Here is a 13,587-nt window from a genome sequence, read left to right on the forward strand (position 1 = left end):
AGTCACTATAATTGTATTATATTTTTCTTTCTTTTTCTATAGTTTTTAGCTGTTTTTTTATATATTTTTTTCTATAAAAATCCTAGGTTTTATCGATATTTTGACAAAATAAGCAAAAAAAATAGCATTTCAGCTATTTTTCATATATTCCTATAGTGGTTTTAACAGAAAGTTCTTAGTATATTAATTTTTTCTCAAGAACCTATGGCAGTGTCATCTTTATTAATAAATAAAAAAAATAAAAAAGGCTTAGTCAACTAAGCCAGATTATTTTTCTTAATGGTGGAGATGGCGAGAATCGAACTCGCGTCCAAGATATATTAATACATACTTTCTACAGTTTAGTCAATTTTCTAATTAAAATATTTAACTAAAATTAACTAAAGGTTAAATATCATTTGCAATTGGATTTCAAATATATTTATTGCAATCATATATTCTATTAAGCTTGGGTAATACGGTTATAAATAAAGCTCAAAATATCTATAATTCGTGAAATACTATAACTAAACTAAGTAGTTATTAAGCAAACATAAAGTTTGCTCCAGCTGATGCATTATTCATCATAAATGCTGGCATTTCAAAAGTTTCTTCGTTTTTATTTGCGTTTTTTTAAACCTAGTAGTATTTATAGTCTACAACACTACTGCTTATATGTATTAAACATATCCTGTCAAATCCATGACATCCCCAGTTTATTTATTTTATAATAAATTGAACTTAATTACTAGAATAAGTATAATTATTTATTACAACTTAATTATAAATTCTTTTAGCTTAATAACTTAAAATAGATAATTTTATTTTTTTGTTATTATTAATTTAATAAGGAGTAAAATGGTGGATTTAGAAAATAAAGAACAAGAGATTTTAGAATTTTATAATAATAAAGAGTTTGATAAATGTATAGAAATTATTAAAAAATTAAGATATGCTGATGTTGGTGAAATTTTAAATTATTTAGATGAAAAAATTGCTTTTAATCTATATAAAAAATTAGAAATAAATAAAGCTAGTGAAATCTTTAATTATTTATCTTTTGATTTAAAAGAATATATACTTACTAATTTGAATCAAACAAAAATTAAACAATTAATTAATGATTTATACACAGATGATATTATTAACGCTGTTGAAAATATGCCTGTTGAAGTTGTTAAAAGAGTTTTTAATGCCGCTTCAAAAGAACAAAAAAAAGAAATTGCTAGCATTTTAAAATATGATATTGATACTGCTGGAAGTATTATGAGCGTTAATTTTTTATCTGTCAAACAAACTACTACAGTTTCTAAAACTATTAAAGAAATACAAAAAAATCATGACGATTATGATGAAATTGATGATGTTTTTGTAGTAAATAAATTAAATCAATTGGTGGGAAGTATTGAAGTAAAAGATTTAATCTTAAACGACATGAACACTAAAATTGAAGATATTATGAATACTAAAGTGATTAGTATTAACTCAACTCAATCTCAAGAAGATGCAAGTAATGCTTTAAAAAAATATGATATTAGTACTTTAGCTGTAGTTGATAATAATAACGTTTTAGTTGGAATTATTACTTCAGATGATATTATTGATGTTTTAATTGAAGAAACTAATGAAGATATGCAAAAATACACTGGAATAAGAACAAATGAAACTAATTATTTTGATACTTCATTTTTTAAAATGTTTATTTCAAGAATTTGATCTTTAGTTTTAATGTTAGGATTAACTATTATTACAAATGGCCTATTGTTAATAATTTTTCAAAAATATAATTGAACACCTGCTATAAAAACAAAAGAAGAACTATTATTTATGTTAATTCCACTAAGTATCATTTTATCAACTGTAATTATTTGTTGTGCAAATCAAACTTTAGTAATGATTAGAAGAGCAATTAGTTTAGAACAAATCAATAAAAAAAGTTTAAAAACAATTGTCTTAAAAGAACTTGTAGTTTCTTTAATGATTTCTTTTGTTTTAGTTATTGTTAATCTTTTAAAAACAATATTAATTTATGCAGTTAAATATAATGCTAATTTAACTAATATTAATATTTGAAACAGTATTTTAATATCATCAATTGGAATCTTTATAAGTATTATATTTGCAAATCTTTTATCATTATTTCTACCACTAATTGTTAGAAAAATAGGAAAAGATTCTTCTTCTGTTTCTCTACCATTACTTGCTCTAATTATTGATATTTTATGTGTTGGTGTATTTTTAGGAATAGGATTACTTGTTTAATATGAGATTAAGAAAAAAAGGTTGAACTGACGAATTTTTAAACCAACACACCTCTTATTTAATTAACTATGATAAAAAAATAGACTTAAATGAAATCTTTTTAAATAATAATCCAACTTGCTTAGAAATTGGTTGTGGTAAAGGGCAATTTTTAACAACTTTAGCTTTAAAAAATCCAAATTTAAATTATATTGGTATGGAAAAATCTTCAACAATTACTGCAATTGGATTAAAAAAGAGTTTAAAAGAATTTCAAAATAACTCTAAAAAAATGACTAATATAAAATACTTAAATAAATATGCAGAAAATTTATTAGAAATATTTTATATTGATTCTTTTAGTAGAATTTATTTAAATTTTTCAGACCCTTGACCTAAAGCTAGACATTATAAAAAACGTTTAACGTATTTAGGTTTTTTAGACATTTATTCTGATATTTTAATAAAAAATGGTTTTTTAGAATTTAAAACAGATAATGATTCTTTATACCACTTTACATTAGAACAATTAAAATTAACTAATAAATGAGAAATAATTTCAAATACTTTAGATTTATACAATGACCAAGAACTTTTAAAAGATAATGTTCCAACAGAATATGAAACCAAGTTTCACTTAGCTAATAAAAATATTTATAAAATAGTAATTAAAAACTTAAAATAAAATGTCTAAAACAGATTGATCTTTTAAATAGTCATTTAAATACACTAAATCATTTTCATTATTTTATTTTTTGTTTAATATATCAGTAAAATATAATACCTATAGCATCGAATTTATTTCAGTAAAAATACTACTAAATATAATCTGTCGACTATCTTATTAAACCCTAATAAATAAAAACGTGTCGAATCAAAATCTGTTATAAGACATTCAGTTAATTTTTATTCTAATTATAATAATTGCGAAACTATCTTTATAACAAATAAATTAGATGATAATGTATTAAATATTTTTTCTTTTAACACTAGTGAATTAATTCAACTACTAGGAAAAGATATTTTTGATCTTGATATATTAAAAATAATTAATGAAAATTTAAATAAAAATCCTGTAGTTTATAAACAATAAATGAAGAGAACAAATAATACATCAAATTTTTAATAAATAAAAAAGAGATTTAAAATCTCTCTTTTTAATTACATTATCTTTATTTAAAAATACTACAATGATATTTTAAAATGACTATTAGAATCAATAAAATCTAATAAATATAATTCATCAGAATGAACTGATGCTATGTAATTATACAAATTGTTATTATCAATATAATTATCTTTTAATATAATATGTAATTCACCTTTATACCTATTAGCATTATTATTTAAAATTACAATATCACCTTTATTAAATACTTGTTTAATATTATTTGGTTTTATATTAGCTGAGTGTCAAATAGTTCTTGAAAATGTTGATCTTATATAACTAGTATTAATATCACTTCTTCTAAAATGATTGTTTCACAATAAAACTTCTTTTTCTGTTTTTGTGATTTTTTGTAAATTATTTATTCTTAAAGTTAAATGATCTTTATTAAGTAATGATAATTGCTCTAGTTCTTTTTTACTAGCAAACATATTTGCAATAATAACATTATTAATCTTATTTGAATAAAATAAGTATTTAGCTTGACTGATTATATCGATGTTTCTAAAAAACTCTAAACTTACTGCTTTAGTATAATTATCTGCTAAAGTAATATTTGCTATTTGACTTGATATAAAAGCTGAAGTATTTAATTTTTTTCTTATAAATTTATCAGTTGTTTTATTAAAAAAGTCTATATCTAATCCTGAGTTTTCTAATAAATAAAAGTTGTGAGATCCACTTAGTTTAGTTAATATAGGTTTAAAATCTAAAACATTTTTTAAAAACAGGTATAACAAAAGGAATTGTAATTGGTGACAAAGCAATGAATAATGAGTATTTTGGAAACGTTGGTTTTATACATCCTTTAAAAAGATCCTCAAAAATTTTAGATAAAATTGATGCTTATAATATGTAAGAAAAACTTGACGATAAAGAGAATCCGATATGATATAAAAAAGTATTTTATGAAGACAAATATTATTACTGCTTTAGAGACGTTAAAAGAGCATTCAAAGAAGAACACGACTTTATGTCAAGCAAAAAATTCTCAAAGGAAGGATATGACAAAATGAAACACAAATTCGGCACTATCGCATATGTTTCTGACCAAGACATAACATGTCAAGAAGCCTTGAATATGTATAAGCAAAGATGGGAAATTGAACTTGTTAATGACTTTTACAAAAACACTTTGGAACTTGATTCAGTTAAAGTTCATGATGATTTAAGTGTTTATGCAGATGAATTTATCAATATGATTACATTAATTATTGGTTATAGAATTAAAAATAAATTTGAAGATGCAGGTTTATTTAAAACTACAACATATAGAGAAATAATGAAAATTTTTAAACAATATAAAAAAGTTCAAATACCAGATAAACCTGATATTTGATACTTAACAAGAGTTGCTAAAAAGAATGAAGAGATAATAAACAAGGTCTTATATAGTTAATTTTTTGGGAAAGTTTTAATTAATTACTATAAATTATTAATCATTTTAAACTTATTACTAAATTGATTTCTCAAGTTTTTTGAATAGTCAACAATATCTTGTTTTTCTTTAGTTTTTAAATTTTTAATTTCTTTATGAAGTTGTTTTGTTTCTAAGTTATTATTTTGTTTTAAATCAGAGATTTGTTGATTATATTTACTATGAGTTTGTTTTTTATAATCAGTAATTTCTGATTTTTTATTATTCATAAATACTTTTTCTTCTTTATTTAAATTTAAATAACTTTGTTTTAATTGTTTTAATTTAGTTTTATATTCATTAATATAATTAGTTATTTGATCATTAATGTTTTCAATTTGATTTATTTGCTCTTCAGATAAGTTTTTATTTTTAATATTGTTTTTAATATCTTTGATTTCTTGTTTCTTTTCATTTATAAATTCTGATTTAGCTTTTTTAGTTTGAATTAAACTTCAAACATAAGCTTCTCTAACAGAACCAAGTTTACCACTTTCTTGAACCATTCAAAATCCATACATTAAACTTGTAACAATTACTCCAATTAAAACTGCTATAAAGAAGTATAGTGATTGAATTCCATAAGGAATTGCTCCTAAAACTCAAACAATAGGTCCACCATGAGCAGCAAAATCTTGAACTTTTAAACTTCCAGCAACCCCACCAGCAACAGCTGAACCTATAACATTACATAAAATGGCACGTCTTGGATCTCTAATTGCAAATGGAATAGCACCTTCTGAAATTCCTATGCTCCCCATAATTAAAGCAGCCACTCCTAGTTGTCTTTCAGTTGAATTAAAGAACTTTTTAAATAATAAAGTAGTTAATCCCATTCCAAGTGGAGCAACTGGAATAGCAGCAGCCATAGCTCCCATTGGTTCATAAATTTTTTCAGTAATTAATGCTGAACAAGTTACAAAAGCAATTTTATTAACTGGACCACCCATATCAAATCCAGCCATAGCACCAAGTATAATTCCTAAAGCTAAACCTATTCATACACTAGTTTGACCTATATAAGCACTTTTGATTCATGATGAAATGTGGTTCATTATAAATCCAATTGGAGCACCTAGAACAAATATAAAGATAAATGAAATACCAATACCTCCAACTAGTGGAATAAAGAAAATTGGCATAGCTGGAGCTAATGTTTTTGGTACTTTTCAACTATTAACTCATTTTACAAAATATCCAACAATTAGTCCTGCAATAATAGCTCCAACAAACCCCATTGGAGTTTGAATTTGTCCTAATCCTGGAATTCAATTAGCAAAATTACTTGGATTATTTCCAATAAATGATCCAACCATGGCAGGAACTATAGCTGCTCTTCCAGCAATTGAATTTGCTATAAATCCTCCAAGTATTGCAATCATTAAAGTAAATGAAGCTCCACCAATTGCTTCAAGATATTTTAAAAATCCTTTAGGTGCTGCATCAGCTCCATAAATAGCTTTTGCTAAACCTAGTGAAACAGCTAAACAAATACCACCAAGTATAATAATTGGAACCATATATGAAATACCAGATAATATGTGTTGTAAAACTCCAACTTTTTCTTGATTTTTGATATTTTTAGTTTCAAATTCTTGACTTGTTTGATTATGAATAGTTGCTAATTTTAAAGCATCATTAATAGTTTTTTCTGGATCTTTAATAGCATTAGATACTTTAGTTTTATATACTTTTTTACCAGTAAATCTAGTCAAATCAACAGCAGTATCAGTTGCAATAATAACAACATCTGCTTCTTTGATTTCTTTACTAGTTAATGGAGTTCCAATTCCTTTTGAACCTTGTGTTTCAACTCTAATTTGATAATTTTGTTTTAAGGCTTGTTGTAGTAATTTTTCTTCAGCCATATAAGTATGAGCAATACCTACAGTGCATGAGGTAACAGCTACTATTTTTAATTGTTTTGTTTTTTCTAGATTATTATTTTCTTTTTTAATTTCTATATTTTGATCTGAATTTAAAATATTTAAAATTTCTTTTTTAGTTTTTGCTTGTTTTAAAGCAGTTTTAAATTCTTGATTTGTTAGTTTAACAGCAACTTGACTTAATAAAGTTAAGTGTGAATTATTTTCATCAGTGGTTTGTAGAGTTAATAATGCTATAGCAATTTCAATAGGTTTATTATCTAGTGCATTTCATTCAATAGGATTTGTAAATTTTAAAACAAATACAGCTGGTTTTTTAATTTGTTTAATATCTTTTGGATGTGGTATAGCAAAACCATCTTCAAATCCTGTTGTATTTTCAGCCTCACGTAATTTAAACCCATCAATTAATGCTTTTTTACTAGTAACTATTTTTAACTCTTTAGCTTTTGATGAAATAAACTCAAATACTTCTTGTTTAGTTTTAAGATCGACATTTAAAAAAATGTAATCTTTATTAAAAACATAATTATCCATTTTATATCTCCTTTCTATTTACTTTAATTATATTGCTTATAGTTGATGGTATTGACACCGCCAGTGCTAATAAGCTTACTGGCATTAGTTTATTAAAATAATCTACATTTTAGTAACCTAAATATCGTTTTTTAGTACATTATAAATAGTATAAAAAATATTTTTTTAAACTTTTTTATCAACTTCTTTTTTGTTTTTTAAATCTATTAGTAACAAAAAATTTTCAATATTTCATACATATTTTTTATTTTGTTTTTTTATTATTATTTTTAAAAGTCATTTCTCTTTCTTTAAAAACTCTTATAAAAAAGTTTAATCTCATTAATTCATAAGTAGCAATTAGATTAATCATTGTAGACATATCATTATTTAAATGATAATCATCAAAAGCTTTATAATATAAATTTCTATTTATATACTTAATATCAATAGGATAAAATCCATTTTTCATTAATTCTAAATTAATTATAAGTCTACCTGTTCTACCATTTCCATCAATAAAAGGATGAATTGTTTCAAAATCTAAATGGAATTTAGCAATTTTTTTAATGATATGTTCATTTGAATTGCGATATCAATCTAATAATTGTTCAAGCTTCGATTCTATCATATAAGGCTGAGAAACATCATGTTTAGCCCCTGAAATAAAAACAGGAATATTTCTATAAACACCGGCATTTACTCTATTGTTCATTAAAACTAAATTATGAATATTTTTAATGTTTTTTTGATTAATTTTAATATTTTTACTAGCTAAGTCTACCATAAATCAAAATGCTTCTTTATGATTAATTGCATCTAAATGATATTGAAGTGGTTTTTGATCAATTGTAAGACCTCTTTTTAAGACTAGATAAGTTTCTCTTTGCGTTAGTGTACTACCCTCAATGGCATTTGTATTATATGTATATTCTATTAAAAAATCTTCATACAATCTTCTAGTTTCTTCTTCTGTTAAAGGTTTATAAGAATCAACTATTTTTTTTCTTTTATCAACCAACTCTAATAAATCAACATCTAGTAAATCTAAAGGATTATCTAAATCTAAAGGTATTTTATACTCATTATTTTCTTTTGTATAACCAAGTATTTTATTTTCTTCAATTAATCTTAATATTTCATTTTCACCAATTTTTCACTTTTTACTTGCTTCTTGTATTGAAATAAACATCTAACTTAACTCCCTTTTAAAGTTATTTTAACCAATTTATTAACAATTCCATTTTAGTTTATTTATTTTTATTAAAAATGTATTAAGAAATTTATCATTTTTGCCACTATAGGTTTAAAATATCAATAATATTGTCAGTATATTTCTTTTCACTTGTATAGTGTCATTTTTTAGTTGTACCATCTAAATACTTATTAGCTGAACTTAATCTTTCCATTATTTGATTAAACGAGAATCTCTCTGTTAATCCTTTTTCTTCAAATTCTTTTTTCATTCTTGAAGTGATTATAGAACTTATTAAGTTTATAAATTCAGTAGCAATTACACTTGTGTTTTGCTGTACTCTTACAAAATCCAGTTCAACAATGTTTTTATAGAAGTTGAAAAATTCTTCAATTTCTCATCTTGTTTTGTAAAGATCATATATTTGTTTTAAAGATAAATCTTCGTTGGAAATAAAAGTAATTGTTCCAAAAAGATTTTCTTTTTCTTGTAAAAGTTCGTTATTAAAACTTTGTTCACGATTAACTTTATCTAAATAAGCTCTTCCTTCTTGGCTGTAGTCATTTGTGCTTTTAAATGAATATAAAAATTCGCCTTGATCTAGTTTTGCTTTTTTACATAAAATAATATCTTCATCAGAATTGAAAGTCATTTCATATTTAGATAACTCTAAAGCTTTGATTCTTTTATCGTTTCTTTTAATAGGGAAAAGATTTTTAACATTTTTCTTTTGAGTATTTAATTTATCTAAACTTTCTTTAGAAAGAATTCCTTTATCTCCCATGATTAAGCAATTATTTAGTGAAAATTCATCAATAAATCTATTGAACGCCATTGTATCTAGTGTGTTTCCTTGAAAAACCTTACTTGCAATGGGTTCTTTTTTGTTTAGGTCAAAAGCATATAGAACAGAAATGTTTTGCACCCCTTTAGTTCTAGCTTTTCACGATCATTTTGTAAAATCAGAACTTTTAGAACTACATTTTTTTAACATACCATCAATTACAATAGTAGATCCAGGAGAAACAGTATCGATTCTATTTTGAATGAATTGTTTGATGCATCTGTAGTTATATCCTAACTTTTCTAAAAACCTTGAAATGTTACTAGATGAAAGTCCTATACCTGGAAATTGTTCAGAGAAAAATGAACATTGATATTTTCTATTAATTTCTCGATTAGTGATATTTCCATAAGCTGCTCTAATAATTGCTATTGCATAAATTATTTTTGCATCTGAAGGATTATAAACTTTGCAAAGATCTTCAAATACATCTTTTGATAATTTATAAGCAATTTCAGTTCTTCCGAATTGTTTTATGTCACACAAAGCAAAGTTGAGTCTACTTGTTTTAGTTTCTACATATTCAAAGTTTATTATTTCACCGATTTTACCCAGTTCTACAGGAACAGATTTTCCATTTTTTCAAACACTTGTTCTTTTAATAACATCATATCTATTTCCGTTTTTCTTTACTCTTGTATTTTTTGGTCTTTCGACAGCTAATATCTCTTTTGGTATAGGCATTTTCCTTCTCCTTATGTAGTGCTTTAGTCACTATAATTGTATTATATTTTTTTTTCTTTTTCTATAGTTTTTAGCTGTTTTTTTATATATTTTTTTCTATAAAAATCCTAGGTTTTATCGATATTTTGACAAAATAAGCAAAAAAAATAGCATTTCAGCTATTTTTCATATATTCCTATAGTGGTTTTAACGGAAAGTTCTTAATGTATAGATCTATTTTTCATACTTTATTACATATTTACTTACTTATAAAGTTTAATAATAATTTTATATTATTTTGATTAATAACTAAGTTTAGTTAATTTTTTGATTTGTTCATCTTTTGCTGCAATTTCTTGATTATTTGCTTCAATTTGTCTGTTAATGTATGCTAAATCTTTGTTTAAATCTCTAATAGTTCCGTCATTTAAAATATCTTCAGCTGTTAAGTTTTTAAATTTCTTATCAGTTGAATATAAATTTTTTTTATAATTATCTAATTCTACTGAAAGATCTTTTAATTCTTGTTCAAAAGTCTTTCTTTCATCAACTCTGTTAGTTTTTCTAGTAACGTTTTCATGTATTACATAAGTTAATCCAGATGATGTTAGAATACTTGTAACTGCAAGTAAGGCCAATAGTTTTTTCACATAACCATCCTTTTTCTATGTTTTACTTTCAAATAATTTGTATTCTATTTAATTTTATTTTATTTATAAATTAGAAAAGGGATTTTGACACTATTTTAAAAAAACAATATATTATAAAGCAATTATTCTCTTTTGTATATACTATTTTTGACGAAATTTAAAAAAATTCTCTAAATAAGCTAAAAATACTTGGTTTTTTTAAATAAACCCTGTATTTTCTATACTTTTTGTGTTTTTTTATAATTTAAAATAAAAATGATTTTTTGACTTAATTTCATAAGATTTTTTATTAATATTTAACTTTTTATAAACTTAATAAAATATATAATTAATTAATAAATAAATAGGTTAATAATAATAGTAAATATATGAAAGCTAATTTTATAGAAGAAGAATTTGAAATTAATTTGTCTATTAAACACTTATTAGAGTTATGAGATAAAAACTTATTAAATACATTTCAAATAGGTACTTTTAAGGGTTTAAGTCAAATACATTCTTATATTTTTAAAGATGTATTTGACTTTAATGGACAAATTAGAAATGTAAATATTTCAAAAAATAATACTATGTTCTGTTTAGCAAGATATTTAAAACAAAACCTAGAACTTGTTGATAATATGAAACAAGATACATTTGATCAAATAATAGATAAATATGTTGAAATGAATATTTGCCATCCGTTTAGAGAAGGTAATGGAAGATCTATGAGAATTTGATTAGATTTAATATTAAAAAAACAACTAAATGTAATTGTTAATTGAACTAATATAAATAAAGATGACTACTTATTAGCAATGACTAATTCTTTAATTGATTCAACTAATCTTAAATTACTAATTAAAAATAACTTAACAAATAAGATTAATGATAGAAGTATATATATTAAAAGTATTATTAAATCTTATGAGTATGAAGGTTTTAAAATAGATATTAAATAAACTAGGTATTTTTAAAGTTCTTAGAGATTTTTAAAATACTTAAAGTTGATTAATACTAGTTAATATTTATAAATAATAATAATAATAATAATAATAGCTTTGCTATTAAAAATTTAAAATCATTTTATTAATATTAATTAAGTTTATTATTGATTATTTAAGTGTTTTAGTTATTAAAATAAATGTCTTTAAGATTTATACTAATCTAATTTATGGTTTTAAAAAAACATTAAAATGATTTAACAAAAGATTATAAACTTATTGTCAATAAAGTATAAACATATAAAATAAATGTAACAAGAATATATCAATTAAATTTAAAGCTTTGAGTTTAATTAAAAAGTATATGAGGCGTTAATATATGCAAACAAATAGAAAAAATACTATTGTAGATCCATTTGCTGGAGCGGGTGGATTAACACTTGGTTTTACACAAAATAATTTTGAAATACTTGATACTATAGAATTTTGACAACCTGCTGTTGATACATACAATTACAACTTTAAAAAGGATATAACAGTTAAAGATATTACTAATTTGAATGTTAGACAATGTTTGCAAGACAATTATAAGGGCAAAGCTGACTTAGTAATTGGTGGTTTTCCTTGTCAAGGTTTTTCAATGGCTGGTAGAAGAAGTAAATCAGACGAAAGAAATCAACTATAGAAATATACAATAGATGTTATCGAACGTTTACAACCATATGGATTTGTGTTAGAAAATGTAAAAGGTATTTTATCATTTAAAGAAGATGATGGTGTACTTGTAATTAATAAAATCAAAAAAATGTTAAATAAACTCAATTATTACACAGAATTTATTTTAGTAGATAGCTCTAAATTTGGTGTTCCTCAAAAGAGAGAAAGAGTAATTTTTATAGGGTGCAAAGATAAACAAAAAGTTGATGATGTTATTAATAGACTTGAATCGTTTAATGAACCGATTGTTACTGTAAAACAAGCAATAGGTCATCTAGAAGAGATTAAAGAAGAAAATATGGTTGCAAATCATACTTTTTCAAAGCATTCGGAAGATATGAAAAAAAGATTATCAAACCTTAAAGAAGGTCAAAGCTTATCTAAAAATTTTTCTGATGCATTTAAAAGAATTTCGTATGATAAACCATCTCCGACAGTAAAAGAAAATCATGGAGGCATACACGTGCACCCTGTTTTGCCAAGAGTTTTAACTCCAAGAGAATTGGCAAATTTACAATCATTTCCAGAAAATTTTATTTTTTTAGGAACTAAATCAAGTGTATTAAAACAAATAGGAAACGCTGTCCCTGTTAAGTTGTCTTTTGAAATAGCTAAAATAGTTAAGGAGATTTTTTTTAATGAATAACTATTATAAAATAGCTTTAGAGCTGCAGGATATCGTAACTGAAATAATAGGAGTTATTTTTGGTTCTAAAAAAAATGAATTAGAAATAAAAGTAGAAGATTTAAATGTTCTACAAAGAAAGAATAATTCTATTAACTCATCAACTGCAATAGGTTATTTAATAGAAGAATATGTTATTGTAAAACTTTTAAATTATTTTAATTCTCAACAAAATAAAAAAGAAATTAAAATGAATGTAAAAAAAGTTTCTAATCAAAATAGTTATGATTTTGCTATATTTGCTATAGTTTATAAAAACCATCTTTTTTATATAAATTTAAAAACCTATCAAAAAAACAATAATGCAATAGCTGCAATTAAAAAACTTTATGATGATTATGTAGAATATAATGGTGTATTTCCATTACATTTTTTAATTTTTAAAATCAACTACAATATAGGGTTATCGAGTGATAATGAAAATATTAAAATAATTATTAATAGCACAGAATCTTATTTTTTAGAAGAAATTAATTTTAGTGAATGACATCAGGATAAAAGATCTTGATCAGAAGCAGTTGACTTTAATTCTGGAAGACTACAAGTATCAAATAAATTTTTAAAGGATCATCTTTTAGAAATTGATAACATATCGTATGAAAAAACTAAGGAACAGTTAGCATTAATATATAAATTAAATAGAAATAAGGACACTCAGTAACAATACATTTTAAAAAGTGCTCATTGTACAAAATTTACTATA

The 13,587-nt window shown here is 23.3% G+C and carries 9 protein-coding genes, 1 other RNA gene and 2 pseudogenes; 6 read left to right on the forward strand and 6 right to left on the reverse strand.

Features of this window, described 5'->3' with window-relative positions; genetic code table 4:
* Window positions 1-280: 280 nt before the first annotated feature.
* Window positions 281-692, reverse strand: a transfer-messenger RNA (tmRNA) gene (gene ssrA, locus V2P32_RS03420).
* A 145-nt stretch (window positions 693-837) separates the two neighbouring features.
* Between ssrA and mgtE the strand changes: the two genes are divergently transcribed.
* Together mgtE and trmB are read left to right on the forward strand one after the other, a co-directional pair.
* Window positions 838-2,241: a magnesium transporter gene (gene mgtE / locus V2P32_RS03425; RefSeq protein WP_434343320.1), complete on the forward strand. Its 1,404-nt coding sequence runs from the start codon at window positions 838-840 to the stop codon at window positions 2,239-2,241.
* Window position 2,242: 1 nt separating this feature from the next.
* Window positions 2,243-2,905 carry a tRNA (guanosine(46)-N7)-methyltransferase TrmB gene (gene trmB, locus V2P32_RS03430; protein ID WP_434343322.1) on the forward strand — a complete coding sequence of 221 codons (663 nt, stop codon included), beginning with the start codon at window positions 2,243-2,245 and terminating at the stop codon, window positions 2,903-2,905.
* A gap of 500 nt (window positions 2,906-3,405) precedes the next feature.
* On the opposite strand, the gene V2P32_RS03435 is transcribed toward trmB, so the two are convergent.
* The gene (locus tag V2P32_RS03435; protein WP_434343324.1) at window positions 3,406-4,155 is read right to left on the reverse strand and encodes a phospho-sugar glycosidase domain-containing protein; all 750 of its coding nucleotides are present in this window, start codon (window positions 4,153-4,155) and stop codon (window positions 3,406-3,408) included.
* On the opposite strand from V2P32_RS03435, the pseudogene V2P32_RS03440 reads away from it, so the two are divergent.
* A pseudogene (locus tag V2P32_RS03440) lies at window positions 4,113-4,787 on the forward strand (transposase); the annotation flags it as partial. The gene V2P32_RS03435 and the pseudogene V2P32_RS03440 overlap by 43 nt on opposite strands.
* 26 nt (window positions 4,788-4,813) lie before the next feature.
* Here the strand turns inward: V2P32_RS03440 and V2P32_RS03445 are convergent.
* The 4 genes from V2P32_RS03445 to V2P32_RS03460 all read right to left on the reverse strand — a co-directional run bounded on the left by V2P32_RS03445 (window position 4,814) and on the right by V2P32_RS03460 (window position 10,559).
* Window positions 4,814-7,228: a fructose-specific PTS transporter subunit EIIC gene (locus V2P32_RS03445; protein WP_434343325.1), complete on the reverse strand. Its 2,415-nt coding sequence runs from the start codon at window positions 7,226-7,228 to the stop codon at window positions 4,814-4,816.
* Between the two features lie 244 nt (window positions 7,229-7,472).
* Window positions 7,473-8,399, reverse strand: coding sequence for a Fic family protein (locus V2P32_RS03450; protein ID WP_434343326.1), 927 nt, complete (start codon window positions 8,397-8,399; stop codon window positions 7,473-7,475).
* Window positions 8,400-8,505: 106 nt separating this feature from the next.
* On the reverse strand, window positions 8,506-9,930 hold the full coding sequence (locus V2P32_RS03455; RefSeq protein ID WP_434343328.1) for a transposase: 1,425 nt from the start codon (window positions 9,928-9,930) through the stop codon (window positions 8,506-8,508).
* 281 nt (window positions 9,931-10,211) lie between these two features.
* Window positions 10,212-10,559 carry a hypothetical protein gene (locus V2P32_RS03460; RefSeq protein ID WP_434343329.1) on the reverse strand — a complete coding sequence of 116 codons (348 nt, stop codon included), beginning with the start codon at window positions 10,557-10,559 and terminating at the stop codon, window positions 10,212-10,214.
* Window positions 10,560-10,927: 368 nt separating this feature from the next.
* Between V2P32_RS03460 and fic the strand changes: the two genes are divergently transcribed.
* The 3 genes and pseudogenes from fic to V2P32_RS03475 all read left to right on the forward strand — a co-directional run bounded on the left by fic (window position 10,928) and on the right by V2P32_RS03475 (window position 13,545).
* A complete protein-coding gene (fic, locus tag V2P32_RS03465; protein WP_434343330.1) occupies window positions 10,928-11,500 on the forward strand; it encodes a protein adenylyltransferase Fic in 573 nt (190 codons plus the stop codon).
* Between the two features lie 361 nt (window positions 11,501-11,861).
* A pseudogene (locus tag V2P32_RS03470) lies at window positions 11,862-12,845 on the forward strand (DNA cytosine methyltransferase).
* The gene (locus V2P32_RS03475) at window positions 12,838-13,545 is read left to right on the forward strand and encodes a UpaP162 family type II restriction enzyme (protein ID WP_434343331.1); all 708 of its coding nucleotides are present in this window, start codon (window positions 12,838-12,840) and stop codon (window positions 13,543-13,545) included. The pseudogene V2P32_RS03470 and the gene V2P32_RS03475 overlap by 8 nt, the downstream one beginning before the upstream one ends.
* Window positions 13,546-13,587: the final 42 nt, after the last annotated feature.

Origin of the sequence: Mycoplasma sp. 06067-C1-B144P-99-0482-3, assembly GCF_051053925.1 — a bacterium.
GTDB classification, from domain to species: domain Bacteria; phylum Bacillota_I; class Bacilli_A; order Mycoplasmatales; family Mycoplasmataceae; genus Mycoplasma; species Mycoplasma leachii.